General features: G+C 65.3%; 26 protein-coding genes and 1 riboswitch. Of the genes, 9 read left to right on the forward strand and 17 right to left on the reverse strand.

Going from position 1 to position 25,886, the window contains the following annotated elements; all coding sequences use genetic code 11:
* Window positions 1-71: 71 nt before the first annotated feature.
* Window positions 72-147: riboswitch (S-adenosyl-L-homocysteine riboswitch) on the forward strand.
* A 16-nt stretch (window positions 148-163) separates the two neighbouring features.
* The 4 genes from R2APBS1_RS16725 (at window position 164) to R2APBS1_RS16740 (ending at window position 3,581) form a co-directional block, all read left to right on the forward strand.
* Entirely contained in the window at window positions 164-1,069 is a 906-nt protein-coding gene (locus tag R2APBS1_RS16725; RefSeq protein ID WP_015448823.1) for an ATP-grasp domain-containing protein, read from the forward strand.
* A gap of 2 nt (window positions 1,070-1,071) precedes the next feature.
* Entirely contained in the window at window positions 1,072-2,019 is a 948-nt protein-coding gene (locus R2APBS1_RS16730) for a putative bifunctional lysylphosphatidylglycerol flippase/synthetase (RefSeq protein WP_007509692.1), read from the forward strand.
* Between the two features lie 31 nt (window positions 2,020-2,050).
* Window positions 2,051-3,154 (forward strand): DNA polymerase IV, encoded by a 1,104-nt coding sequence (gene dinB / locus R2APBS1_RS16735; RefSeq protein WP_015448824.1) that lies wholly within the window; start codon window positions 2,051-2,053, stop codon window positions 3,152-3,154.
* A 145-nt stretch (window positions 3,155-3,299) separates the two neighbouring features.
* Window positions 3,300-3,581: a hypothetical protein gene (locus R2APBS1_RS16740; RefSeq protein WP_015448825.1), complete on the forward strand. Its 282-nt coding sequence runs from the start codon at window positions 3,300-3,302 to the stop codon at window positions 3,579-3,581.
* A 112-nt stretch (window positions 3,582-3,693) separates the two neighbouring features.
* Here R2APBS1_RS16740 and R2APBS1_RS16745 read toward each other — a convergent pair whose 3' ends face one another.
* Together R2APBS1_RS16745 and R2APBS1_RS16750 are read right to left on the reverse strand one after the other, a co-directional pair.
* Window positions 3,694-4,320, reverse strand: a complete 627-nt coding sequence (locus R2APBS1_RS16745) for a trimeric intracellular cation channel family protein (RefSeq protein WP_015448826.1) — start codon at window positions 4,318-4,320, stop codon at window positions 3,694-3,696.
* A gap of 57 nt (window positions 4,321-4,377) precedes the next feature.
* Entirely contained in the window at window positions 4,378-4,704 is a 327-nt protein-coding gene (locus R2APBS1_RS16750) for a DUF6249 domain-containing protein (RefSeq protein ID WP_015448827.1), read from the reverse strand.
* Window positions 4,705-4,817: 113 nt separating this feature from the next.
* Between R2APBS1_RS16750 and R2APBS1_RS16755 the strand changes: the two genes are divergently transcribed.
* On the forward strand, window positions 4,818-5,396 hold the full coding sequence (locus tag R2APBS1_RS16755; protein WP_015448828.1) for an RNA polymerase sigma factor: 579 nt from the start codon (window positions 4,818-4,820) through the stop codon (window positions 5,394-5,396).
* A complete protein-coding gene (locus R2APBS1_RS20580) occupies window positions 5,393-6,649 on the forward strand; it encodes a hypothetical protein (protein ID WP_015448829.1) in 1,257 nt (418 codons plus the stop codon). The genes R2APBS1_RS16755 and R2APBS1_RS20580 overlap by 4 nt, the downstream gene beginning before the upstream one ends.
* A gap of 15 nt (window positions 6,650-6,664) precedes the next feature.
* Here the strand turns inward: R2APBS1_RS20580 and dapB are convergent, their stop codons facing one another.
* The 3 genes from dapB to aceF are packed head-to-tail and all read right to left on the reverse strand — an operon-like array spanning window position 6,665 to window position 10,762.
* Window positions 6,665-7,465 carry a 4-hydroxy-tetrahydrodipicolinate reductase gene (gene dapB, locus R2APBS1_RS16770; RefSeq protein ID WP_007509705.1) on the reverse strand — a complete coding sequence of 267 codons (801 nt, stop codon included), beginning with the start codon at window positions 7,463-7,465 and terminating at the stop codon, window positions 6,665-6,667.
* 49 nt (window positions 7,466-7,514) lie between these two features.
* Window positions 7,515-9,365 carry a dihydrolipoyl dehydrogenase gene (lpdA, locus tag R2APBS1_RS16775; protein WP_015448830.1) on the reverse strand — a complete coding sequence of 617 codons (1,851 nt, stop codon included), beginning with the start codon at window positions 9,363-9,365 and terminating at the stop codon, window positions 7,515-7,517.
* Window positions 9,366-9,379: 14 nt separating this feature from the next.
* On the reverse strand, window positions 9,380-10,762 hold the full coding sequence (gene aceF / locus R2APBS1_RS16780) for a dihydrolipoyllysine-residue acetyltransferase (protein WP_015448831.1): 1,383 nt from the start codon (window positions 10,760-10,762) through the stop codon (window positions 9,380-9,382).
* Window positions 10,763-10,989: 227 nt separating this feature from the next.
* Between aceF and R2APBS1_RS16785 the strand changes: the two genes are divergently transcribed.
* The gene (locus tag R2APBS1_RS16785; protein ID WP_007509711.1) at window positions 10,990-11,874 is read left to right on the forward strand and encodes an ABC transporter ATP-binding protein; all 885 of its coding nucleotides are present in this window, start codon (window positions 10,990-10,992) and stop codon (window positions 11,872-11,874) included.
* Between the two features lie 32 nt (window positions 11,875-11,906).
* On the forward strand, window positions 11,907-15,509 hold the full coding sequence (locus R2APBS1_RS16790) for an ABC transporter permease/M1 family aminopeptidase (protein ID WP_007509713.1): 3,603 nt from the start codon (window positions 11,907-11,909) through the stop codon (window positions 15,507-15,509).
* Window positions 15,510-15,825: 316 nt separating this feature from the next.
* Here R2APBS1_RS16790 and R2APBS1_RS20310 read toward each other — a convergent pair whose 3' ends face one another.
* From R2APBS1_RS20310 to R2APBS1_RS20315, 4 genes are all read right to left on the reverse strand, one after another.
* Window positions 15,826-16,611 carry a hypothetical protein gene (locus tag R2APBS1_RS20310; protein ID WP_015448832.1) on the reverse strand — a complete coding sequence of 262 codons (786 nt, stop codon included), beginning with the start codon at window positions 16,609-16,611 and terminating at the stop codon, window positions 15,826-15,828.
* Between the two features lie 47 nt (window positions 16,612-16,658).
* A complete protein-coding gene (locus R2APBS1_RS16795; RefSeq protein ID WP_015448833.1) occupies window positions 16,659-17,201 on the reverse strand; it encodes a hypothetical protein in 543 nt (180 codons plus the stop codon).
* 40 nt (window positions 17,202-17,241) lie between these two features.
* Window positions 17,242-18,297 carry a patatin-like phospholipase family protein gene (locus R2APBS1_RS16800; protein WP_235644146.1) on the reverse strand — a complete coding sequence of 352 codons (1,056 nt, stop codon included), beginning with the start codon at window positions 18,295-18,297 and terminating at the stop codon, window positions 17,242-17,244.
* A gap of 141 nt (window positions 18,298-18,438) precedes the next feature.
* Complete coding sequence (locus tag R2APBS1_RS20315; RefSeq protein ID WP_015448834.1) at window positions 18,439-19,542, reverse strand: hypothetical protein; 1,104 nt, start codon at window positions 19,540-19,542, stop codon at window positions 18,439-18,441.
* Between the two features lie 156 nt (window positions 19,543-19,698).
* Between R2APBS1_RS20315 and R2APBS1_RS16810 the strand changes: the two genes are divergently transcribed.
* Window positions 19,699-20,814, forward strand: a complete 1,116-nt coding sequence (locus tag R2APBS1_RS16810) for a helix-turn-helix transcriptional regulator (RefSeq protein ID WP_015448835.1) — start codon at window positions 19,699-19,701, stop codon at window positions 20,812-20,814.
* On the opposite strand, the gene R2APBS1_RS16815 is transcribed toward R2APBS1_RS16810, so the two are convergent.
* The 8 genes from R2APBS1_RS16815 to R2APBS1_RS16850 all read right to left on the reverse strand — a co-directional run bounded on the left by R2APBS1_RS16815 (window position 20,805) and on the right by R2APBS1_RS16850 (window position 25,848).
* Window positions 20,805-21,689, reverse strand: coding sequence for a mechanosensitive ion channel family protein (locus R2APBS1_RS16815; RefSeq protein WP_007509723.1), 885 nt, complete (start codon window positions 21,687-21,689; stop codon window positions 20,805-20,807). The genes R2APBS1_RS16810 and R2APBS1_RS16815 overlap by 10 nt on opposite strands.
* Before the next feature lie 89 nt (window positions 21,690-21,778).
* Window positions 21,779-22,087 (reverse strand): DUF2845 domain-containing protein, encoded by a 309-nt coding sequence (locus R2APBS1_RS16820; protein ID WP_007509725.1) that lies wholly within the window; start codon window positions 22,085-22,087, stop codon window positions 21,779-21,781.
* A gap of 62 nt (window positions 22,088-22,149) precedes the next feature.
* Window positions 22,150-22,422: a DUF2845 domain-containing protein gene (locus R2APBS1_RS16825; protein WP_015448836.1), complete on the reverse strand. Its 273-nt coding sequence runs from the start codon at window positions 22,420-22,422 to the stop codon at window positions 22,150-22,152.
* A 26-nt stretch (window positions 22,423-22,448) separates the two neighbouring features.
* Window positions 22,449-23,024, reverse strand: a complete 576-nt coding sequence (locus tag R2APBS1_RS16830) for a DUF924 family protein (RefSeq protein WP_015448837.1) — start codon at window positions 23,022-23,024, stop codon at window positions 22,449-22,451.
* Between the two features lie 11 nt (window positions 23,025-23,035).
* Window positions 23,036-23,476 carry a DUF2383 domain-containing protein gene (locus tag R2APBS1_RS16835; RefSeq protein WP_015448838.1) on the reverse strand — a complete coding sequence of 147 codons (441 nt, stop codon included), beginning with the start codon at window positions 23,474-23,476 and terminating at the stop codon, window positions 23,036-23,038.
* 108 nt (window positions 23,477-23,584) lie between these two features.
* The gene (locus R2APBS1_RS16840) at window positions 23,585-24,337 is read right to left on the reverse strand and encodes a DUF2884 family protein (protein WP_015448839.1); all 753 of its coding nucleotides are present in this window, start codon (window positions 24,335-24,337) and stop codon (window positions 23,585-23,587) included.
* Between the two features lie 127 nt (window positions 24,338-24,464).
* Window positions 24,465-25,319, reverse strand: coding sequence for an energy transducer TonB (locus R2APBS1_RS16845; protein ID WP_015448840.1), 855 nt, complete (start codon window positions 25,317-25,319; stop codon window positions 24,465-24,467).
* Between the two features lie 46 nt (window positions 25,320-25,365).
* Complete coding sequence (locus tag R2APBS1_RS16850; RefSeq protein WP_007509737.1) at window positions 25,366-25,848, reverse strand: hypothetical protein; 483 nt, start codon at window positions 25,846-25,848, stop codon at window positions 25,366-25,368.
* Window positions 25,849-25,886 lie beyond the last annotated feature (38 nt).

Genomic DNA, 25,886 nt, shown 5'->3' on the forward strand with positions numbered 1-25,886 from the left:
CAAATTGACAAGTCGCCGTCGCGCCGGAAGACTGTGCCGGTTCGTGGTGCGGCGATTTCAGCCGCGCCGTCGCCGCCGAGGGGTGCTGCAGCGGGCCATGCCCGCCACGCTCGGCCGGCGACTCCATGGCAAGGGCGCCCTTTCCGCTATTGGAGGTGTCGCCATGTCCACTCACGCTGTCACGCGCCGGCTCGCCGTCGCCACGTCCGCCGACCATCCCGCCATCCAGCCCGACGATGCCCATCTGGCGGCGTCGCTGGAGCAGCTCGGCGTCCGGCCGGTGGTCTGCGTGTGGAACGACCCGACGCTGGACTGGTCGGCGTTCGACGCGGTGCTGATCCGCACCATCTGGGATTACTTCAAGCACCACGCGGCGTTCCTCGACTGGCTGGATCGGCTCGACCGCCTCGGCATTCCTACCATCAACGACAGCGCGCTGCTGCGCTGGAACAGTGACAAGCGCTACCTGCTCGAACTGGCGCGGCACGGCGTGGCGATCATTCCCACGCGACTCGCAACGGCCAGTGCGCTGCCCGGGGCGCTGGCGGCAATGAGCGGGCAGTCGGTGGTGGTCAAGCCCAACATCAGCGGCAGCGCCTGGCGCACGCTGCGCGGCACCGCCGGCGACGCGGCGTTCGCCGCCGCGGTGGCGCAACTGCCGCGCGGCCACGACTACCTGGTGCAGCCGTTCGTGCCGGAAGTGGTCAGCGACGGCGAATGGTCGCTGCTGTATTTCGCCGGCACATTCAGCCACGCGGTGATCAAGCGCCCGGCCGCCGGCGACTACCGCGTGCAGGGCGAGTACGGCGGCAGCGCCGAGCCGGCGCAGCCCGATGCCGCGATCCTGGCCGCGGCCGACCGCGCACTGGCGGCAGTGGCCGCGATCGGCCATGGCGACCATGCCTACGTGCGCGTCGACGGCGTAGTCAGCGGCGGGCGTTTCCTGGTGATGGAGCTGGAGCTGATCGAGCCGTTCCTGCACCTGGCCGCACACCCTGCCGCCGCCGAGCGGCTGGCCCGGGACGTGGCCGCCCGGCTGTCGCCGGTCGCGCTGGCGGACGCCCGCTGAGCATGGCTGACCCGCACGCTCCCGCCGGGTCGTCCGCGCGCTGGCTGCGCCTGCTGTCGTGGTCGGGCTCGCTGGCGGCGTTCGCCCTGGCGCTGTGGCTGCTGCATCGCTACCTCACCCACCTCAGCTGGCACGACGTGGCAGCGGCCTGGTCGCAGTTGCCGGGTTGGCGCATCGCGTGTTCCGCCGGGGCGGCGCTGCTCAGTTTGGCGATGCTGGCGATGTTCGACGTGCTCGCTGCGCGCACCGTGGTGCGCGAGCGCATCCCGGCGCAGCTGGCCGCGTTCGCCGGCGCGGTCACCCAGGGCATCTCGAACACGCTGGGCTTCCATGCGATCACCGGCGCCGCGCTGCGCTACCGCATCTACGCCACGGCCGGACTCGGCGCCGGCGACATCGCGCGCATCGTGGCGCTGGCCGGGTTCGGCGTGGGGCTGGGCTTCACCGTGGTGACCACCGGCGCGCTGTGCTGGCAGCCGGAGATCACCCGCGGCTGGGGCCGCTGGCCGGGCGCGGCGCTGCTGCTGGCGCTGCTCGCACTGCTCGCCTGGCTGGCCCGCCCGCGCACGCTCGCGCTGGGGCGACTGACGCTGGCCTTGCCGAACGCGCGCATCGCCGCCGCGCAGATGCTGGTCGGCGGCGTGGAGATGCTGGCCGCGCTCGGCGCGCTGTACGTGCTGCTGCCGGCGGCGAGCGCGCCGCCGCTGGTGGACTTCCTGCCGATCTACGTGGCCGCCGTGCTGGCCGGCATCGCCAGCCATGCACCGGGTGGGCTGGGCGTGTTCGAGACGATCATGCTGGCCTCGTTTCCGCCCGCGGCGCGCGCCGACCTGCTCGCCGCGATCCTGTGCTATCGGCTTACCTACACCGCGCTGCCGTTCGTGCTGGGCAGCGTCGCGCTGGCGGTGTTCGAGTGGCGCCTGCGGCGCTCGGCGCGGCATCGCTGCTGACACTTTCCGGCGGCCGCGGGTTCTAGAATCCATGCATCCCACCACGGTCGTCCGCGTGCCCGCTCCGTCGCGCAAGATCCTCCACGTCGACATGGACGCGTTCTACGCGTCGGTGGAGCAGCGCGACGACCCTTCGCTGCGCGGTAAGCCGGTGGCGGTGGCCTGGCGCGGCGCGCGCTCGGTGGTGTGCGCGGCCAGCTACGAGGCGCGCGTGTTCGGCGTGCGCTCGGCGATGCCGGCGATCCGCGCCGAGCGGCTGTGCCCGCAGCTGATCTTCGTGCCGCCGGATTTCGTGCGCTACAAGGCGGTGTCGCGGCAGGTGCGCGAAATCTTCGCGCGGCATACCGAGCTGATCGAACCGTTGTCGCTGGACGAGGCCTACCTCGACGTCACCACGACGAAAAGCGGCCTGGGTTCGGCCACCGCCACCGCCGAGGCGATCCGCGAGGCGATCCGCAAGGAAACCCGGCTGACCGCGTCGGCCGGCGTCGCGCCGAACAAGTTCCTGGCCAAGATCGCCTCGGATTTCCGCAAGCCCGACGGCCTGTTCGTGATCCGCCCGCAGCAGGTCGAGGCGTTCCTCACTCCCCTGCCGGTGGGCCGCCTGCCCGGCGTGGGCAAGGTGATGGAGGCGAAGCTGGCCGCGCTCGGCATCGCCACCGTGGGCGAGTTGCGCGCGTTCGCGCAGGCCGAGCTGGAGCAACGCTTCGGCCGCTGGGGTCGGCGCCTGCACGAGCTGGCGCAGGGCATCGACGAGCATCCGGTACAGCCGCAGCGCCCCACCTTGCAGGTTTCGGCCGAGGATACGTTCGAACACGACCTGCGGCTCGACGAACTGGAACCGCACATCCGCCAGCTCGCCGAAAAGGCCTGGGCCGGCCACCAGCGCGAGCACGGCCGGGTGGCGCGCACCGTGGTGCTGAAGCTGAAGACCGCCGACTTCCACACGCTGACCCGCAGCCTCACCCCGCCAACGCGGCCGATGTCAGCCGCCGAGCTGGCCGACATCGCCTGCGCGTTGCGCGAGCGTGTCCAGCGCCCCGCCGACAGCCGCTACCGCCTGGTCGGCGTCGGCCTGGCCGGCTTCGTCGACCGCGACAGCTACCAGGCGCAGGCGGATCTGTTCGATGCCTGAGTCGATGCACGAACGGGCAGCCCCGTGACGCGATCCACACGCAACTTCTTGCGAATATCCGCCATTCATCCTGCCGTTCGGGCACGGCCCTATCGTAACCGGGCCATGCGCCGCATGGCCCATCCCAACCGAGGTTACGTACGTCATGACCAAGACCATCAACGCCGTCCTGATTGCCGCCGCGTTTACCCTGCCGATTTCGTTCGCCATCGCCGCTCCGCAACACGGTGCGGGTGGCCACACTCCCCCCAGCGCTCCGTCCATGCACACGAACCAGGACGCGCATGGCGACGCCGTATCCGACGCCGTGCACACGGCAAAGGCGGACGACGCCAATGTCGGCAAGACCGTCAGCCCGGTCGCCAACAGCAAGAACAAGGGCGAGCATAAGGCCAAGGGGCATTCCAAGACCCACCAGCAGCACTGAGCATTCCGCACACCCATGCGCGGCGAGGGGCCGGATTGCAGGATCCGGCCCCTCTGTCTTGTCCGTCATGCATCGGCCGCCGCGGGTTCGCCCGGAAGAAGCGCGTAGCGCATCACGCCTGGCGTTCGCGGCCGAAGCGCGGCAGGTTCCAGTGGTAGCGCAGCGACGCGAAGCGCAGCCCGAAACAGAACAGGATCGGCAGCCAGGTCGCCCACACCGCGGGCCAGTGCAAGTATTCGCCGAGCACCGCCAGCGCGGCGCCGGCGAGCGCGGCCAGCGCGTAAATCTCCTGCTGCAACACGATCGACACGCGCGCCAGCAGCACGTCGCGCGCCATGCCGCCGCCGATCGCGGTGACCATGCCGAGCAGGATCGCCACCTCCGCGTTGTGGCCGAACAGCAGCGCCTTGTGCGCGCCGTATACCGCGAACAGGCCCAGCCCCATCGCGTCGAACAGGCGCACCGGATAGGTCAGCCGCTCCACCCAGCGATAGGCCACCACGGTGAGCAGCGCGGCGACCACCGCGGTGAGCAGGTAGCGCCAGTCGGACAAGCCCGCCGGCGGGACCGCGCCGATGCACAGGTCGCGCACGATGCCGCCGCCGCAGGCGGTGATGAAGGCAATCGCCAGGATGCCGAACAGGTCGAGGTTGCAGCGCCGGGCCGCGGTCGCGCCGCTGATCGCGAACGCGAACGTGCCGGCCAGGTCCACCAGGTTGAACAGCAGTTGCTCGTTCATGCCGCCGACTCGCTTCCTTCATGGCGCGCCGACAGGGCGGCGGTTCCGCCGCCGAATCTAGCCGATCCGCCGCGAGATCGCGAAGAACGCCAGGTTGCCCAGCCCGGTCGTGCCGGCCAGCACCGCGATCAGGCCGGGGGTGATCTCGTGCCAGTCGAACCACTGGATCAGGCCGAAGCCGATCGCCAGCGCCACCAGCACGACGCCCCAGCGCAGCGAGGAATGGCGGCGGCGCTGGTCCTCCTCGCGCAGGATCGAATTGACCAGCTGCTCCGAACCGCCGGCATTGACCATGTGCCGGCGCACCATGGCGTCGACGCAGACCTTGATCGAATAGACGATGCAGACAAACAGGCTGATCGGGATGAGTTCGCCGAAGCTCATGGTGCTCTCCTTGGGAGTGTGGTGGCTGTCGGGAAGATAGATACAGCCGCCCCCGGGGTGGTTGCAGCCGCGCACTTGCAACCGCCGGTCGCCTGCGCGTATCCCTTGGCGCCATGGATGACATCCGCAGCAGCCCCGACCGCGACCTGGTCGACGCCGTGCTGGCCAAGCGGCCGGGCGCGTTCGAACGGCTCGTGCACGAGTACCAGGGGCTGTGCTGGCACATCGTCCAGCGCATGGTGCGCAACCCGGAGGACGCGCGCGAGCTGTGCCAGGACACCTTCCTGCGCGTGCACCAGTGCCTGCACCAGTACCGCGGCGAGAGCGCGCTGAAATCCTGGATCGGCCGCGTGGCGTACACCATCGCGCTGCGCCACCTGCAGCACAAGCGCATTGCGCTGGTCGATCATGGCGCCGACGACGGCTACGCACTGGTGGAGAATCTCGGCGACGGCTTCGACCTGGAGGCGGCCTGCGCGGACGAGGAAACCGCGCGGCACCTGCATGAGGCGATCGAAGCGTTGCCGCCGTTGCAGCGCACGCTGCTGACGCTGTATTACCTCGAAGAAACGACCATCCCGGAGATCGCCCGGATCACCGGCCTGGCCAGCGGCACCATCAAGAGCCACTTGTTCCGCTCACGCCTGCGCCTGCGCGGCGCGCTCGAAACGCGGACCGGAGTTGCAGCATGACCCAGCACACCGACGACCCCATTCCTCCTTTCGACGACCCAGCGCACGAGCGCGAATGGCTGGCGCAGGAACGCGCCATGCAGCGCGAACGCCTGCAGCTCGACCCCGCCGGCGACGACGCGCGCGGCCGGCGCTACCGCCTGATCGCACGGGCCTTGCGTGAGCCGTCACCGGAAGCGTTGCCGGCAGATTTCGCACGGCAGCTGGCCGCACGGGTTGCTGCCAGTCCGGCCCGGGCGGCATCCGGTACGCGTTTCGAATTCCTGTTGATGCTGGCGCTGGCGGCCGTGCTGGTGGTGGCCACGGGCGTCGTGGTGGCGATCTACGGCAGCACGTGGTTGCCGTCGTTCGCCGCACTGCTGCCGACCCCGCACGCACCGGCCACCCACTGGTTGCTGATGCTTGCCGGTTGTCTCGGCGCGTCGTGGCTGCTGGGACGGTGGCAGCGGCATATTCACGGCCCGACCGCCCGAATTCCCGAACCGGCCAGACACCCGGCCCAAGCCGGAGCCGGCCAATCCGCTACCCTTCGCACCTCGCCTGCCATCCCCGGAGACAGCATGCACCTCGAACTGCCGAAGGTTCGGCTGGAGTCCTTCAAGGACTTCGCCAAGCACTACCTGATGATCGTGCTCAGCATTCTCACCGCGCTCGGATTGGAGGCATGGATCGAGTACACGCACCACGCCCACGCGGCCGAAGCGGCCGGCGTGCGGATCGACGCGGAGATCCGCTCCAACCTGGATGCCGTCGATTCCTCGCTGGCGCAGGACGAACGGCAGGCGAAGCGGCTTGCCGCCATCCGCGACAGCCTGCTGCAGGACTTCAAGACGCACGTGCCGGAAGCGGCGATCGCGCAGCACATCCAGACGCTGGTGGCGGCCAGGCACTTCAACCTCAACCTGAACTGGCCGACCCTGCGCCACGAGGCCTGGGACGTGGCCGTGGCTGACCAGTCCGCCAGTTGGATCGACAAGCAGCGCATGCAACGCTACTCCGCCGTCTATGCCAGCCAGCGCGACGTCGGTGCCGGCCTGGGCGCGAACCTCGCGCTGGTGATGGACGGCCCCCAGATGATCGACGCGATGACCGATCTCGAAGCCGGCAACGTGCAGCCACGCGAGTTCCTGCACGTGATCAGCCAGATGGCGACGATGCTGGATCAGGCCCGGCAGAATCTGCAGACGCTGCAGCAGCACTTGCGGGACGCGCTGCCCGGACAGACTGGCGGCAGTGCGGCGAGCCACCCCTGAGCCGGGAAACCCCCGTTACAGCTCCAGCACCGCATCCAGACCGCGGTGCAGGCCGGTCAGCGTGGACACCTTGCGGATCGCCAGCAACGCACCGCCAACGTAGGGCTTGGCGCTGCTGCCGGCATTGTGGCGAATCGTCAGGGTCTGGTCCGGCATGCCGAAGATCGCCTCGGCACCGATCACGAAACCGGGCAGCCGCAGCGCATGCACCTGGCTGCCGGCCAGCGTGCCGCCGCGCGTCTCGCGCAGGCCGACCGTCTGCTCCAGCGGCACCTCCAGTTGCGGCTGGCGCACCTTGCCCATGCGCGTGGCCAGTTCGCGCACGGTGCCGCTGGGCGCATCCGGCTTGCCCGCGCTGGCGTAGTCGACGAGCTCCCACTGCGGGATCAGCTTGGCCGCCATCTCGGCGAACTTGATCAGCAGCACCGCGGTGAGCGCGAAGTTGCCGCAGGCCAGCACGCCGAGCCGCCGCTCGCGCGCCACGGCGTCGATCTGCGCATAGTCCGCATCGGTGAGGCCCGAGGTGCCGACCACCACGTGCGCGCCGTGTTCCAGCGCGGCGAGGATGTTCGCCTTGGCGCTGTCCGGATGGGTGTACTCGACGAACACGTCGCAGGCTTGCGTCAGCGCCTCGGCGGCACTGCCGAAGATCGTTGCATCGAGCCCGTCTTCACCCAGCACGTCGCCGAGTTTCTGCCCGGCATGCCGGCGCGCCACAGCACTGACCAGTACAAGGTCATCGGCGGCGGCAATGCCGCGCGCCAGCTCCGAACCGGCCCAGCCGGTGGCGCCGGCGAGACATATCCTCAGCGACATGGGCACCTCGCGGGTCAGGCGCACGCCGCGCCGAAGCGCGGCGCGACGCTCACTTCTTCTTCGGCAGATACAGATCGGTGATGGTGCCTTCGTAGACTTCCGCGGCCATGCCGACCGACTCGCCCAGGGTCGGGTGCGGGTGGATGGTCAGCGCGATGTCGGCCGCCTCGCTGCCCATCTCGATCGCCAGCGCCAGTTCGGAAATCAGGTCGCCGGCATGCACGCCGACGATGCCGGCGCCGACGATGCGGTGGGTTTCTTCGTCGAAGATCAGCTTGGTGAAACCCTCGGTGCGGTCGATGCCGATGGCGCGGCCCGAGGCCGCCCACGGGAACTTGCCCACGCCGACCTTCAGGCCCTTCTCCTTCGCCTCGCGTTCGGTCACGCCGACCCAGGCGATTTCCGGATCGGTGTAGGCGACCGACGGGATCACCCGCGCGTCGAAATGGCTCTTCTGCCCGGCCACAGCCTGCGCCGCGACGTGCGCCTCGTGGGTGGCCTTGTGCGCCAGCATCGGCTGGCCGACCAGGTCGCCGATGGCGAAGATGTGCGGCACGTTGGTGCGCATCTGCGTGTCGACGTTGATGAAGCCGCGCTCGGTCACCGCCACGCCGGCCTTGTCCGCGCCGATCTTGTTGCCGTTCGGCGAGCGGCCCACCGCGACCAGCACGCGGTCGAACAGCGTGGTCTCGGGGATGCTGTCGCCTTCGTAGCCGACCTCGATGCCCTTCTTGGTGGCCTTGGCGCTGACCACCTTGGTCTTCAGGTGCACGCCCTTGAGCTTGTTGCCCAGACGCTTGGCCAGTGGCCTGATCAGGTCGGTGTCGGCGCCGGGGATCAGCTGGTCCATGAACTCGACCACGGTCACCGCACTGCCCAGCGCCGAGTACACCGTGGCCATTTCCAGGCCGATGATGCCGCCACCGACGACCAGCAGGTTCTTCGGCACGTCCTTCAGTTCCAGCGCGCCGGTGGAATCCATCACGCGCTCGTCGTCCCAGGGGAACGCCGGCAGCTTCACCGACTGCGAACCGGCAGCAATGATCGCGTGCTCGAAGCGCAGCAGCTTCACGCCATCGGCCGTCTGGACTTCCATCTCATGCGGCGACACGAACATGCCGTTGCCCATCAGCGTGCGCACCTTGCGCTGCTTCGCCATCGTGGCGAGGCCGCCGGTGAGCTGGCCGACCACCTTGCTCTTGAAGCTGCGCAGCTTGTCGAGGTCGATTTTCGGTGCGCCGAATGCGACACCGTGCGCGGCCATCGCTGCGGCTTCGTCGATCACCGCAGCAGCATGCAGCAGCGCCTTGGACGGGATGCAGCCCACGTTGAGGCAGACGCCGCCGAGCGTGCCGTAGCGCTCCACCAGCACGGTGTCGACGCCGAGGTCGGCGGCGCGGAACGCGGCCGAGTAACCGCCGGGGCCGGAGCCGAGCACCACCAGCTGGCATTCGATGTCGGGCTTCTTCCCAGATGAAGCTGCCGCTTGCGGCACCTTCGCCTCCTCTCCCCCCCGGGGAGAGGATTGAGGTGAGGGGACGGGGCTTGCGGGGGGCTGGTTGCTCTTGGTCGCTTCTTCGTTGGAGCTGCCCGGTGACCCCGCACCCTCACCCCTGCCCTCTCCCGGAATGGGAGAGGGGGACGATGAGTCGGCTGTGCCGACGGTTTCCAATACGGCGATCACCGCGCCTTCGGACACTTCATCGCCCACCTTGAGCTTCAGCTCCCTGATCACGCCGGCGGCGCTGGAGGGAATCTCCATGGTCGCCTTGTCCGACTCCAGCGTGATCAGGCTTTGTTCCTTCGCCACCGTGTCGCCGGCTTTCACCAGCACTTCGATCACCGGCACGTTGTCGTGGCCGCCGATGTCGGGAACCTTGATCTCGATCGTGTTCGCCATGGTCATCGCCTCCGTCAGAGCAGCAGCCGGCGGATGTCGCCGAGCTGGTTGGCGAGGAAGCTGGCGAAGCGCGCGGCGAGCGCGCCGTCGATCACCCGATGGTCATAGCTGAGCGACAGGGGAAGCAGCAGCCGCGGCGCGAATTCCTTGCCGTTCCACACGGGCTTCATCACCGACTTGGAGACGCCGAGGATGGCGACTTCCGGCGCGTTGACGATCGGCGTGAAGTAGGTGCCGCCGATGCCGCCGAGCGAGCTGATCGAGAAGCAGCCGCCGGACATCTCGGCCGGGCCGAGCTTCTTGTCGCGCGCCTTCTTCGAGATCTCGGCCAGGTCGCGCGCCAGGTCGAGCAGGCCTTTCTTGTCGCAGTCGCGGATCACCGGCACCACCAGGCCATCGGGCGTGTCCACCGCGATGCCGATGTGGAAGTACTTCTTCAGGATCAGCTTCTCGCCCGACTCGTCGAGCGAGGCATTGAATTGCGGGAACTGCTTCAGCGCGGCCACCACCGCCTTGATCTGGAACACCAGCGGGCTGATCTTCAGGTCCCCGCCCTTATCGGACTTTTGCTCGGCGCCGAGCTGCTTGCGGAACGCCTCCATCTCGGTGATGTCGGCGTCCTCGTGCTGGGTGACGTGCGGGATCATCGCCCAGTTGCGCGCCAGGTTCGCGCCGGAGATCTTCTGGATGCGCGACAGCGGCCTCTCCTCGATCTCGCCGAACTTGGCGAAGTCGACCTTCGGCCACGGCAGCAGGTTCAGGCCGCCCACCGAGGCGGCGGCGCCGACCACCGGGCGCGCGCCGGAAGCGAGCGCGTGCTTGACGTAGGCACTGACGTCCTCGCGCTGGATGCGACCGCCGCGGCCGCTGCCCTTCACCTGCTGGATGTCTACGCCCAGCTCGCGCGCGAAGGCGCGCACCGCCGGACTCGCGTACGGCGCGTCGCCGGGCATCACGATGTTGGCGTCGAACGGCGGGCGCGCCTGCGGCGGCACGTCGCCCTCGGGTGCGTTGTGCACGCCCTGGCCGGCGATCGGCGCGGGCTTCGGCTCGGCCGACGCGGGCGCCGTTGCGGGAGGCGCGGGTACAGGCGCCGGGGCGGGAGCTGCCGGCGCCGGCGCCGCCGCGGGCTTGGCCGCGGCCGGCTCGGCGGCGGCGCCGTCGGTTTCGATGATGGCGATCACCGCGCCCTCGGAAACCTCGTCACCCACCTTCAGCCTCACTTCCTTCACCGTGCCGGCGAACGGCGCGGGTACTTCCATGGTCGCCTTGTCCGACTCCAGCGTGATCAGGCTCTGCTCCTTCTCCACCCGGTCGCCGGCCTTGACCAGCACTTCGATGACGGGAACGTCCGCGTGGCCGATATCGGGAACGCGGGCTTCTTTGAGGTCGGCCATGGTGACTCCTGCTGGCGATGGCGTGCCGCTCGGGGATGGCGGTCGCATACAAGACCTCAATCATAACGAAGGCACGCCCATTCCGTATGCCCGGATCAAGCGATTCCGCCGATTTTCCGGCCACCATGCGCAAGCGTATGCATGACCTTGAGCGCACGCGCGCCCCCGGCCCTTACCGTAGTCTGAGCCGCATGACCATGCCGCGCGCGCGGCGCCGGAAGACACCCATGCTGACGATACGCGACCTGTCGAAAACCTATGCCAACGGCGTCAAGGCGCTGCGCAGCGTGTCGCTGGACATCCCCAACGGCATGTTCGGCCTGCTCGGCCCGAACGGCGCGGGCAAGTCATCGCTGATGCGCACCATCGCCACGCTGCAGGACCCGGACGAGGGCACGATCCGGCTGGACGGGATGGACCTGCTGGCCGACAAGCAGGCCACCCGCCGCCTGCTCGGCTACCTGCCGCAGGAGTTCGGCGTGTACCCGAAGGTGTCGGCCGAGGCGATGCTTGAGCACTTCGCGATCCTCAAGGGCGTCACCGTGAAAGGCGAGCGGCGCGAACTGGTCGAGTCGCTGCTGCGCCAGGTGAATCTGTGGGACGTGCGCAAGCGCAAGCTCGGCACCTATTCCGGCGGCATGCGCCAGCGTTTCGGCATTGCGCAGGCGCTGATCGGCGACCCGCGGCTGGTGATCGTCGACGAGCCCACCGCCGGGCTCGACCCGGAAGAGCGCAACCGCTTCCTCAACCTGCTGGCCGAAATCGGCGAACGCGTGGTGGTGATCCTGTCCACCCACATCGTGGCGGACGTCACCGACCTGTGCTCGCACATGGCGATCATCGGCCAGGGCCAGGTGCTGCTCAGCGGCGAGCCGGCCGAGGCGATCCGCTCGCTGGAAGGCCGCGTGTGGCGGCGCACGATCGACAAGGCCGCACTGGACGGCTACCGCGCCCGCATGAACATCCTGTCCACCCGACTCGCCGGCGGCCGCACCCTGCTGCACGTGCTGGCCGATGCGCAGCCAGAAGACGGCTTCGAACCCGTCGTGCCCGACCTGGAAGACGTCTACTTCGGCCGCCTGCGCGCGCAGGCCACCGCCCGCGCCGCCTGACACCAGCTGCCGACACCCGGACGGGAATACCGATGTTCTTCGAGATACTTCGCTTCGAACTGCGCCAGCAACTGAAGGCGCCGCTGTTCTGGATCGTCGCGGCGGTATTCGGCGCGCTGGCGTTCGCGCTGGCCAGCACCGACGCGGTGATCGTCGGCGGCGCCAGCGGCAACGTGTTGCGCAACGCGCCGCTGGTGATCGCGCGGCTGCTCGGCGTGCTCACCGTGCTCAGCATCTTCCTGGTGACGGTGTTCGTGGCCGGCGCGGCGCTGCGTGATTTCGACAATCGCACCGCGGAGCTGTTCTTCACCACGCCGCTGAGCCGCGGCGCCTACCTCGGCGGCCGCTTCGCCGCCGGCTATCTCGCCGCGCTGGCGGTCATGCTGGCCTGCGCGCTGGGCGTCGCCGTCGGCGGCCTGATGCCGTGGATCGATGCGACGCGGCTGGGTCCGGCCAGCTGGCATGGCTACGCATGGGCGTTCGGCGTGATGGTGGTGCCGGACCTGCTGTTCATCGCCGCGCTGCTGTTCCTGCTCGCCACCACCACGCGTTCGCTGCTGGCCACTTACATCGGCCTGATCGTCTACTTCGTGCTGAACTCCGTCGTCGGCCTGCTGACCCGCGACGTCAACAATCATTTCATCGCCGCCATGCTCGATCCGTTCGGCGGTCGCACCCTGGCCCTGGTTACCCGCTACTGGTCGGCGGACCAGGCCAACCACGAGCTGCCCGCGCTGACGGGCGTGCTGCTGTTCAACCGGGTGCTGTGGAGCGCGGTCGGCGCGGTCATGCTGGGCGCCGCCGTGGCGCTGTTCCGCCCGAATCGCGAAGGCCTGCAGCTGCCGCGGCGCAGGAAGCGGGCGGAGCCGCCGCTGCTGCGCCCGCAGGCCGGCGCCGCCACGCTGGCCCTGCCGAAGGTGCGCCTGGCCGACGACCTGCGCGCGCACCTGCTGCAACTGCGCACGCAGTTCGTGTTCGACGCCCTGGGCGTGCTGCGCGGCGTGCCGTTCCTGATCATGCTGGCGCTCGGGCTGTTCAACCTGATCTTCGCGCTCGCTCTGTCCAGCCAGATCTACGGCACCGCCACCTGGCCGGTGACGCACCAGGTGCTGGAAAACGTGCGCGGCGGCTTCCAGTGGCTGCTCTACATCATCGTCACGTTCTACGCCGGCGAGCTGGTGTGGCGCGAACGCAGCCAGCGCTCGGCCGAGGTCAGCGACGCGTTCCCGGTACCGGACTGGGTGCCGCTGACCGCCAAGCTGGGTGCCTTGCTGGCGGTGATCGCGAGCTTCCTGCTGATCGGCGCGATCGTGGGCCTCGGCTGGCAGCTGGGCCACGGCTATACGCACCTGGAGCCCGGGCTGTACCTGGCCACGCTGGCATTGAATGCGCTCCCGTTCGTGCTGCTGGCAGTGCTGGCGCTGTTCCTGCAGGTGCTGTCGAACAACAAGTTCCTCGGTTACCTGCTGACCATCGTGTGGCTGGTGCTGAGCACGATCGGCTTCGACCTGCTGCACTGGGAACAGAACCTGTACAACTATGGCAACGCGCCGGAGCTGCCGTATTCGGACATGAACGGCTTCGGGCATTTCCTCCGAGCCGTGCTGTGGTTCGACTTCTACTGGGCCTGCGCCGCGGTGGCGCTGCTGGTGCTGGCGGCGTTGTTCTGGGTACGCGGCACCGAGCCGTCATGGCGCGAGCGCCTGCGCGAGGCGCGCGCGCGGCTGCACGCGCCGGCGAAGCTCGCGTTGGCGGCGGCGCTGTTCGCGTTCGTCGGCAGCGGCGCGTGGATCTACTACAACACCAACGTGCTGAACCACTACCAGAGCAGCACCACGAAGACGATCCAGCGCGCCGACTACGAGAAGAAATACGCGAAGTACAAGAACCTGCCGCAGCCGCGCATCACCGCGGTGAAGGCTGACGTGGACATCTTCCCGTACCGGCGCCGGCTGGAGATCCGCGGCCACTACACCCTGGTGAACAAGCACACGGCGCCGATCAGCGAGCTGCACGTGAACTTCAACGACAAGTTCGCCGTGAAGTCGCTGGACTTCGCGCCGCACGATACGGTCAGCGCAGACAAGGAGCTCGGCTACACCATCTACCGGCTGAAGACGCCGCTGGCGCCGGGCGCGTCGATGGCATTCGATTTCGACCTGGCATACGCGCCGAAGGGTTTCGCCAACAGACCGGAAGGCGAGTTCCTCGTGCACAACGGCACGTTCTTCAACAACAGCGTGATGCCGCAGTTCGGCTACCAGACCCAGACGCAGCTCACCGACCGCAACGACCGGCGCAAGTACGGGCTTTCCGCCGAGGTGCCGCGGATGCCGAAGCTGGGCGACGAGAAAGCGCGCGCGAACACCTACATCAGCAACGACGCGGACTGGATCAGCTTCGACACCACCGTGTCCACCGCGCCCGACCAGATCGCCATCGCGCCGGGCACGCTGCAGAAGGAATGGACCGCCAATGGCAGGCGCTATTTCCACTACACCATGACGCAGGACGGGATGGAGCAGCCGATGCTGCCGTTCTTCTCGTACCTGTCGGCGCGCTACGCGGTGAAGCACGAGACCTGGAAGGGCGTGGACATCGCGGTGTACTACAACCCGGTGCATGCGTGGAACGTGGACCGCATGATCCAGGGCGCGAAGGATGCGCTGGACTACTACGACGCGAACTTCACGCCCTACCAGTTCAAGCAGCTGCGCATCCTGGAATTCCCGAACTACGCCAGCTTCGCGCAGTCGTTCGCCAACACCATCCCGTACTCCGAGTCGATCGGTTTCATCGCCGACCTGCGCGACAAGACAAAGATCGACTACGTCTACTACGTCACCGCGCACGAAGTGGCGCACCAGTGGTGGGCGCACCGGGTGATCGGCGCGAACATGCAGGGCTCGACCATGCTCAGCGAATCGCTGGCGCAGTACTCCGCGCTGATGGTGATGAAGCAGAAGTACGGCGCCGACCAGATGCACAAGTTCCTGAAGTACGAACTGGACGGCTATCTGGCGGGGCGTGCCACCGAGAAGCTGGCCGAGGAACCGCTGGCGAAGGTGGAGAACCAGCAATACATCCACTACAAGAAAGGCTCGCTGGTGTTCTACGCATTGCAGGACTACGTCGGCGAGGGCACGCTGAACGCGGTGCTGAAGCAGTTCCTGCTCGACAAGGGTTTCCAGCAGCCGCCGTACACCACCTCGCAGGAATTCATGGACGCGCTGGGCAAGGCGCTCGACCCGAAGTGGCAGCCGCTGCTGGACGACTTCTTCTGGAAGATCACCCTGTTCGACAACCGCCTCACCGACGCCACCGCGAAGAAGCTGCCGAACGGCAAGTACGAAGTGACCCTGCAGGTGCACGCCGGCAAGGTCCACGTCGACGGCACCGGCAAGGAAACCGCGGCGAAGCCGGACATCCCGATCGAGGTGGGCGTGTTTGCCGCATCAAAGGGCGACGGCATGGACGGCAAGCCGCTGTACCTGGAAAAGCGTCTGCTGCCCGACGGCGACAGCACGGTTACCGTGATCGTCGACGGCAAGCCCGCGCTGGCCGGCATCGACCCGTACAACGAGCTGATCGATCGCGTCTCCAGTGACAACCGGCGGCCGGTGACGCTGCAATGAACTTTGAATCCGCAGTCTTTCCAGACCTTTTTTAGCCCATATTTGGGCCAGTAAGAAGTTGTCGATGTGTATCCAACGGATATGTTATATCGGCCAATTCGGTGTAGCTCATATGCCTTTTGCAGTCATACAAAACGGCCATTTCGGCTGCATCGACCTGAGTATTCTGTGGATGTTCTGATTTAATGAGTCTTAATCGGACGCCTATACGGCTGCATGTAGACGCCGGTAGCTCCATAAAAATGGGATGGCTTGATAGCCAAGTAAAATTTGAATTTCCCTAACTCAACGACTATGTCAGCCGGTTATCCATCCGCTATGTGCACTTCACGTGCCACCCATTGGCAATAGCTGCACCAGACCCCACACACGCCGAAAAGTGCACCGTACCAACTGAATTGGAACTTTTTAGCGGTAGAGCAGCAATCGTTCCACCAGCTGGAATATCTGATTCCATGTCAAGACCGCGATCACAATCGCTGTAGTCGCCTTGCACGCACAAAACCACCGAAATGGTTTTCCCACAACTATTATGGATACCGTTACTACCTTCCTTTTGGACGTATTTTGTCGCGTCTTCTGGGTGAGATGCTGATGACGTCAAGTGAGTAACTGAGGGGCGATGCACGACACCAAGTTGACTTTTATTACCTTGGCTTATCGTATTCGAATGATCAACGACTCGACTTTTTTGGGTTTTCGATTCAATTTCACCGCCAACGCAGTGAACATTCCACCCTCTACCGGCGATCGAGTTATCACCCTTGCAAGCGATATATGTCAACAATTGGTGACTTACGTCGCCGAACGGAACCCACGCAAATGCTGCACCGGATGGTAGAACCCGTATCAGATTAACACCTTCCCCGCAGCTATTTTCGTCCGTTACATCATGAGCACACCATGCGACCGTATATGTGGTTCCGCAGTTGTTTTGAAAGCTGTTCTCCGACTCAACAAAACAATTGCCAAAAAGATCTTTAGGCAATGTACGCCCAGGTATTCCAGATGCTACTTGAGAGTGCGCAGCAATAGATATGCACATTGTCACCACGACAAATGCTAAAATGACCGCTGGTTTTGCATCGTCAAATCTATGCATTTCCGCCACCATTTTTCGTCAGCAAGTTAAGTCACGCGAAGAATTCATCACCCTACCTTGATACACCAAACATCAAAATTTTTCAAAAAATCCAAAACCAAAGGATAATCATACTCAACCATGAACCGATGAAATATCGAAACATTTCTTTCATGCGACAAGCATTTGACATAGAAAAGAAACCAACCGTGAACATCTTCAAGGCGAATGGCCTTTATTTTCATTGCTTGCTGCAATATGGAAATCTGACTGAACAATTCGTCAAAGACGTCACGTACAAAAATCTCATCCTCAGTGAAATCTTTTTCATCACCCTCAATCCGCAAAGCCTCATTCCTGAACTCGAAGCTTATGGACCCGGTAACCCTCTCGTCGCATCTGTAGGTCCGTCCATCCCAGTCAAGCATCTGTAATGCGGCATGAGCGCGAGGATTCCCCCATATGTCACTGATGGCTTTCTGCGCCGAGACAGCTTGCTGCCAGCGCACGCCAACCGTCAAATCGTGAAATTTCTGCCATATTTCAAAATAACTACTGATATGACTCGCCAATGCACCGACTGACGCGCTAAGAATTATTTCCAAGATCATTGCGGCACCATGAAAACAACGAAGCCTATACTGACGGGTATCACCAATTACGAATAAGCTCGATTGCGTTATCAATATTTACGCGTCCACCCTTTTTCAAAAGAGTTCCGATCATGGAAGGGTCATCCAAGGAAATCCCCTTTCCTAAGGGAACTGTCAGGCGGACGTATTTCTGACTGCCAAGAAGCTGCCTTACCTGGAAATCTGCAACTTCAAGCACTCCATCCGTCAGCAAATCCACGAGGTGCACAGACCATTCTGCTAACCCCCAATTGGCATCGTCATCAAAATGGGTTTGGGTATAGCCTGTGCCCAATGACAGCATTTTTATAGACGCAATGTCGTTTATATTGGCAAGGCGGTAATCCAGCGCCTGTGCCAGTGCGCACATGGCCGGATTGTTGGCAAAGACGCCACCATCCACAAAGCCGTCGTAGGAACAGAAATACGTCGGTGCGGCAGAGGTGCGCATGGCTACTCTGTGCGCGTATTCGGAGGCGTCATTTTCACCCATGGCCACGGGAATGTTGTGGAATATCTTGGCCTTCCAGTTCCGGATTTCTGGACTGACGTCTCCCTGATCCTTCAAGTCGAACGAGGTAATACACACATGGCCTTTTGTATTGTTCTCCCTGAGGTAATCTTTAAGCTGGTTATTACCCAGCACCTCAAGAAAAACCGCTTCGCGATTCGTGCTGTCATACTTGGGACCGACGAGATCGCCAAGATTGGCCACTTCGTGCCATAAGCTACGTTCGAAAATGGTTTTCCCTTTGTTGACGTAAACGTCCATCAACTGACGTGGCGACATTCCCTTGGCCAAACCCAGGGCGACGAGGCCGCCCGTCGAAGTGCCGGCAAACATGTTGATGTCGTCACGCCAACCCGGCTTGGCCTCGTCCAACCTGTCCAGAATGACCAGTGGGATCAAGCCACGCAAGCCACCACCATCGACGGAAAGGATTCGGTAGGGCTGTTCGGGGGGCGGCGCGACAGCACCTTCGAAAAGGACACCCTTTTGTTCACGCAGAGATCTTTTTTCATCAGACGAGATTGGCATAACACCCTCGCTTTCAAAATCCAGAGCAATCAGCAAAATGTCTTGCCACCAAGACGAAACAGGCTCGCCAGTGCGAAGGCGCTGGATTCGCGCCGACGCGAAAATGACGGATGGCTGGAATGCGAACGCGTGAACATTTCTATAGACGGCCCAAAGTGTTGGGCATCGCCAGGAACCTTATCTGCACCTTGCCTGCATGCCATACGCTACCGCCGTGAGCGAGCCGGCTTCCGGCGAGTCGGTGCAGGCAATCCAATGAACACTGACCTGCTTGCCTCGGGTCCCAAGAGGCTCTACAGGCGTCGAATTACCGGGAGCCAGCTTGGCCTCGCTGCTCAAGCCGCGATTGCAATTGTCGTAATCACCCTCGGAGCACCAGACCACCGAGACGTACTCGTTGCAGACATTGACCAACTTGGAACTTTGGGCGTCCGAGCCTTGCAAGCTGATGCACTGGGTCGCTTCCTGCGAATGAAATTGCTGAGAAGCCGACTGCGAATAGCTTGAATTCTGTCGAGTTTGTGCCGCTTGTTGCGCCTGCAAGGTTGTCTGTTGCTGTGCCAGCGCCAATGCGGCTGCACTGGCTCTCGCCTGCTGATTTGCGGCAGCTTGGTAGGTACGCTGCGACGAAGCCACGTCCTTCATGCCGCGGGCTTGGATGGCCGTGTTCAAAATGGCACCAAAAACCTGCAAACCAGCGTTTGAATCGGCTGTTGAATCATCGGACTCATCCGCCTGATCCGCGTCTGCACTTTGAACAGGTCGTCTCGGGGCACCTGAGCCCGTCTTCTGTACCGTCACGTTTCCACCCGCATTCGTGACTGAATAGGTCGATTCCAAGTGGCCGTTCTCATAGTCGATAATCGTCGATTCACCCACCGGTTTCCCCGCCTCTGCGTAACCAGTGGACTCGGTGCGATAGACAACGCCTCGGGATGTAAATGTGCTGATGCTGCTGATCGGACCGTTCTGTAGGCCGTTTGCCATCGTTGCAACGGTTTGTGCGGAGCCGGGTGATCCGCCGACGCTAAACGTTTGTGTAAGCGTACCGGGACCACTCGCATAGCCGTTTGCGTCGCAGCCACCGGTCCACGTGAGGCTAGTGATCGCGGCCTTGTGTTTCACAGGCCATCGGACCTTGCAACCAGATTGCGTAGCGATGTAGCTGTCAAAGGACAGATCTTCCTGAGGCATGGTGCTAGGTGCATAAGGGTCCAATGCACACGCAGAGAGGATGATCGCTGTAACGTTCAAAGCTACAAATTTCTGAATGCCAATCATGTTTTGTCCTCAAAACCTGTCAACTTTTCTCAGCAATGCGTAATCGCGAGTGACCTTGTACTCAAACGCTCTCACCTTGCATCATCCAAACGGATGAAACCCGCCCCGTTCCGCGCTAGAGTGCCGCCACCAGCTTGGGGCGTGCTCGGGGGAGCCATGCACCAGTCCGTGGTGGAACAGCTATTGGGCCGACTCTATGGGAGCGACCTGGGCGAACAAGGATTCGCACCCTTTTTCAACGAGATCGGGCGAGTCATGCGTTCGCATGTTGTCAGCCTGCAGGGGCATGACCTGGAGCATCAGTGTGGCCGCATTGATGTGGGGGTTGGCCTTACACCGGAATGGCTGGATCTCTTCGAACGGTCGGTGGCCGAGCACCCGTGGTTTCAGCGCGGCGGAGACCTGTTGCTCGCCCACGGCATCGCCGATGACGAGGGACTGACCACCGACAGAGAGCTGCGGGGGATGCGTTTTTACGCTGACCTCCTGCAGCCGGTCGACATCAGCCATGGCATGGCGCTCTGCCTCAACACCGGCCCACAGGGCCAGATCTCTGTATTGACGATCAACCGTAACCAACATCACGGCTATTTCAAGCCGGACGAACGGCGCTTGGCTCAGATGCTGCTACCACATCTGCGCAACGTCTACGCACTGCACCAGCGCCTGAGCTGGCTGCAGACGGAGGCGCAGAGCTTCCGCGCCGCGCTGGATCATCTGGATGAGGGCGTGCTGCTGCTGACTGGCAACGGCACCGTGCTGTTCGCCAACGAACAGGCGCAGACCATCGAAGCCGATGGCGTATTCATGCGATGCCGACATAATACGATCTTCGCCGTGTGGCGCGCCGACGAAGCTCCGTTGCATGAGGCACTGTCACGCGCACTGTCGCTGCCAGTCGCTGAAAAGGTATCGCTGGGCTTGCACGACCACCAAGGTCGGCTCGCTGGCTCGATCACACTGTGCCCTACACATCGAATGAGCAGCAATCTGTGGTCGGAATCTCGCATGGCGGTAATGGCCTTCGTGCGCCAGCTGGCACCGCGCGCCACGCCGGACATGGCAGCCTTGCGCACCATCCTGCATTTGACCGCGGCGGAGATACGGCTCACGTCCGCGCTGATGCAGGGAGCCTCGCTGGACGAAGCCGCCGCCCGGCTGGGCGTCACCCGCAACACGGTCCGCACCCAATTGCGCAGCCTGTTCGCCAAGACTGACACGCATCGCCAGAGCGAACTGCTGCGCGCATTGCTGTCACTGGCTCACGTATGATGCGCTGATTCGTCTTTATTTCCGACGATACCGCCGAGTGCCGAACCCGGCACCAGGGTAATCTCGGTCGGCCCCACCGGGACGCTGATCTGGCGCGCATCGATCCGCCGCTTGATCGCGTGCAGCAGATCGGTCTGCGCGTCCCAACCGTCGCTGACGAAGGTCCAGCCGCGCAGCACCAGGTTCACCGTCTGCACGCTCAGGCCCTCGATCCACACGCCGGGCGCCGGGTCCTTCAGGATGCGTGGATCCGCCGCCATCAGCTGCATGATGGTGGCCATCACCCGCTCGGCGTCATCACGGTAGGCGATGCCGAGCTTCAGCTCAAAGCGCCGCGTGCCACGGCGATTGAAATTGACGATGGCGTCGCCGCCGATCTTCGCGTTCGGCAGGATCGCCTCGCGGTTGTCCGGCAGGATCAGCTGGGTATGCATCAGGTTGATGCTCTGCACGGTGCCCTCGGTACCGCCGGCACTGACGTAGTCGCCGACCCGGAACGGCCGGAACAGCACCAGCAGCACACCCCACGCCAGGTTGCTGAGCGAGCCCTGCAGGGCCAGCCCGATCGCCAGCCCGGCGGTGCCGAGCGCGGCCACCAGCGGCGCCGACGGCACCCCCAGCACGCCCAGTGCGGTCACCACCAGCAGGACCACCAGCACGCCGTAGATCAGGTTGCGCAGGAAACCGCTGAGCGTGGAATCCAGATTGGCCCGGCCCAGCGCCGCCTGGGCGAAACCGGCCAGCCGGCGCGCCATCCACATGCCGAGCAGCAGCACCAGCAGCGCGCCAAGCAGGCGCAAACCGAGCTGCACCGCCTGGTCGGAGTAAGTGGACACCGCGCGGGCTGCCGCCGGCACAACCGAGACATCGAACATGGCCTGCCTTCCGCGAAAAACCGCAGGCAAGCCTAGCAGGAGAGTCGCGGCAACCGCGCCGCCGGCGGCGCGGGCGCCATCGCGAACGGCTAGAGCCGGCGGTCCTCGATCTCGCTGACCCGGCCGTCGACGATCGTCACCACGGTGACATGATCGCCGCGGCGGTAGCGCCACTGTTCGCCACCCTGATTCTTGTCCACCGCACGGGCGCCGCCGCGACGACTGCCGTGACTGTGCGGCTTGCGTGTGTGCGATTTCGAAGTGGGTTTGCCCAGCAGCTCGACTACCCGCTCGCGGCTGTCGCCGGCGGTGAGCACCTGGCTGCCCACGCGCAAGGTGCTGGACGCCTGCACGGCGGCACTGAACGCGAACAATGCAACGACGAGACGAATGCGCATGACCTGCTCCCTGGCCGGGTTGGAATTCCGGAATCTCTGGCTGCTTCGCGGCGGAAGCCGCCTCAATGCTGGCGGTCGTCGATGTCGGCGACCTTGCCGCCAATGATCGTCACGACGACGACATGGCCATTCTCGCGGGTGTATTGCCAGCGTTCGCCGAGATACGCGCCGAACGTGTTTTCCACCGGCTCCTTGAGGGCCGGCACGCCCAGCAGGGCGACCGCATGCGCCGCGGTATCGCCTACCGTCAGCACCTGCTGGCCGATGCGCAGGGTCTGCCCGGCCTGGGCGGTCAGGCTGAACGCCAGCAACGAAATCAACCATGGATGACGCATGACATGCTCCCTTGCGGCGAGTCGCCTCAGAAACCGGCACCGGGCTGCGCCAGGTAGAGTACTTCCTCCGGCGTGCTGGAACGTCCGAGTGCAGCGTTGCGGTGAGGGAAGCGGCCGAAGCGCGCGATCACCTCACGGTGGCGCCGAGCATAGTCCAGATAATTTTCGAACTGCCGGTGCTGTTCCGGTGCAGCATCCGCCAGCAAAGCCTCGAACAACGCCACCGAACGCTGCTGCAGCGCGATGTTCTCGGCATGTTCCAGCGGCAGGTAGGCAAACACGCGCTGCACGGCGGGCAGTTGCCGGTCATCACTGCGGGCAAGGCCCGACAAGGCCACACGCTGTGCGCTGGCGTCCGCCGCCCAGGCGCGCGGATCGTCGCGATACAGATTGCGCGGAAACTGGTCGAGCAGGATCAGCAACGCCAGCCAGCCCGGCGGGGTCGCCGCCCAGTCGTCCAGCCGACCGCCGGCGGCAGCCCTCGCGGCTTCGCCGAAACGCTCGCGGATCTGCGCATCGAACCCGATGTCGGCGGCAAACCAGTGTGCGGCGCTCGCCCCGGCGAACCAGAAGTCGAGGACATCCTGTGCAGTCGCGCGCATCGGCCCCCCGTTCAATAGCGTGCTGTACCGCCCAGACTGTGCATGTCCAGATGGATGCCGCGCAAGCGCGGCAATTGCCGGCGCAGGACCAGCACCGCCTCGGCGGGGGCCGCGGCAATGGCCTGCTCGAAGCGGTTCAGCAGCCCGCTCTCGTCGTGCGCCAGCACGTGGATCCAGGCGCTGTCGCGGCGTGCGGCGGTACGCACCAGCCAGCCGGCAAGATGGCGGCGCACGGTTCCGCGCCAGCTGCCGTGCCGGCACGGCCTGCCGCCGCGGTCGCGCAACTGCGCCTGCAGGTCGGCGATCAGCAGGTCCAGCGTGTGCACGTTGTCGTTCAGCACCATGCGCAAGCCCGGCTCGCACGCCGTCGCGGCATGCCGATACAGCTGGCGCAGGTCGATGCTGCGCCGGATCAGGGCATTGCAGGCGGAGACGGGCAGGTACTGCGGCATGCGGGATCGGCGATCGGGGGCGGTGCGCCATCCTCGCGCCAGCCCACTTAGCCGGAGATTAACCCCGCGCGACGCCCCACCCGGCGGTCAGCTGGCGGCCAGCCTCGTTCACGGCCCGACCTGCAACAGGTCCAGCGGCTGCCCACTGCCGCCGCGCACACCCTGCTGCAAGGCCGCCAGCCGCTGGATCGACGGGCACAGCGCCTCGACCTGCGGGCGCAGCACCTGCAGCCGCGACTGCAAGCGCGGACGCAACGCGGTGGTGAGGTCGGCGGCGCGGTCGCGCAGGCTGGCGGCGGCCTGCAGGTCGCCGGCCAGCGCGGCGTTGATCGCCTGCTGACCGAGGTCGGCCGCCAGCAGCGGCAGCAGGTCGCCGGCGATCTGGTTCATCGCCTGGTTGGCGGCGTCGCCCTGCCAGTCGTGCGTGCTCTGGCTGACCGAGATGCGCCGCTTCAGTTCGGCCGCATGCGCGTCCAGCCGGCGGTTGAATTCGGTACGTGTATCGGCGCCCAGGCCCATGCCGCCGGCCTCCGCGCGCAGCGCCTGCGCGGCGATGTCCACGCCGTTGCGTGCCACCGTGCGCACCCGCGGCGCCAGCGCGCGCAGGTCGCGCTCGAACAGGGCCAGTCGGTCCTCATCTTCCGCATTCAGCTTCACCGCGGCGCCGTCGGTGCGCAGCGTGCCCTGCTGCAGCTCGACGTGGAACGGCGCGGGCGCCGGCCGATCGAACAGCAGGCTGCCGGGTTTCAGGGTGACGTCATAGCTGCTGCTGGCGTGGCAGGTCGCCGCCAGATCCTGTGCATGCACCGACCACGCGGCGAACAGGGACAACAGCAGAACGGGCAAACGGAGCACGTGCATGGACAGGATTCCCGAAGACAGTGTGCCCAGCGATAACCGCCCACTGGCCAACCCATGCTGAACGTGGCTCTCGCTCCGAAACGCGAACGCGCAGCAAAACGGGGCGCTCGCGGCAACACGGGACGGCTCAGGCGCCGCCCGGTGGCGTGATCAGTCGCAGGCCACCCGTTTCGAGTGGATGGATGCCTCCGTCCGGAAGCGCATCCGCGCTGCCGGACAGCAGCCGTGAGTCGTCAATCCAGGGCACCAGTTGCCTTGGGCCGGGCACATAGGGCCGCCACTCGCCGTAATCGTCGCCCCGGATCTCGCCGAGCCTCCTCAGGTTGTACGTCACGGGCACCCGTGCCACCCAGTACTGGTCACCCACGTGCCTGCCGGACGTCGGCAAGTTGAAGGTCCACTCGCGCGCCGCCGCCAGGGCGGAGTTGGCGAGCACCTTGCGCCACCGCTCCATTTCGTGGTCGCTGGCCACCATCACCAGGTTGACCTGTTCGGCCTCGGCCTTTTGCACCCGCCCCTGCCGCCCCACGCGCAGCACCAGATAGACCGTGCCGGATACGTGGGCCCGCACCGCCTGGGGCGGATACGTCGGCCGCACCTGATCCTTGTAAGTGATGGATTCACCCGGCACCTGCTGCCCGAACTGGGTACCGCTGATGCCGACCGAGTAATCGTCGTCACCCACTGGCTTGGCGACGAGGCGCAGGCTCATCGTCGCCTTGGCCGCCACCGGCTTGCCGTCGAGCAGGGTGGGCTCGAACTTCCAGTTCGGAATGTTCTTGGCAAGCAGCCCGGTCACCACGGACGGCAGCTTCTCCACCTTGTCGATGACATAGCTGCGGACGCTGCCGTCCGGTGCCACCACGATCGTTCCGGTAAGCAGCATGCTTGCCTGTACTCGCTTGCGCACCGCGGCGGGCCCGGCAGCCAGCGCGGCGCCCGACAGCAATACGCAGAACAAACCGATCGGCCAATGCTTCATCCCTGTCCCCTCAGCGTGAGCCTCTCGCGCAGTCTAGCGCCAGCAGCTACAACCGTCCGCGACGCCGCGGACGGAATTGCGCGCGTACCGTCGACCGGCCCAGTTGCCAGGCTAGCCACAACAACAACGGGATCGCGGCGGCCTTGAGCGCCAGGCCGACCTGCCAGGTGCGTTCGGCCCGTGCGATCATCCACAGCGCGACCTCGCCCAGTTGCGGCTGCGCCAGCGCATGCTGCCTGGCGGTATCGAAATCGCCCGCTTGCTGCAGCATCAGCGCCGCCGTCACCAGCGCCCACGCGGCCAGCAGCACGGCCAGCAGCTGCAGCACCGGGCGCGCCCACGCCTGGCGCAGGATGCAGCCGGCGCAGGCCACGATGACCAGCAGGGCGGCCGCCAGGTAGAGGTATTCGGCATGCCGCAGGTACTGCACGAAGCCCAGCGCGGCAAACAGCAGCAGTACCCACGGGCCGACCGCCCACGCCGCGAAACGCCGCGCCGGCGCGGGATCGTTGCGCACCGCCGGCGACATCAGGCGGCCGCCTTCGGGCTGGCCGGAACGCGCGGCAG

It is taken from the genome of Rhodanobacter denitrificans, assembly GCF_000230695.2.
Taxonomy (GTDB): domain Bacteria; phylum Pseudomonadota; class Gammaproteobacteria; order Xanthomonadales; family Rhodanobacteraceae; genus Rhodanobacter; species Rhodanobacter denitrificans.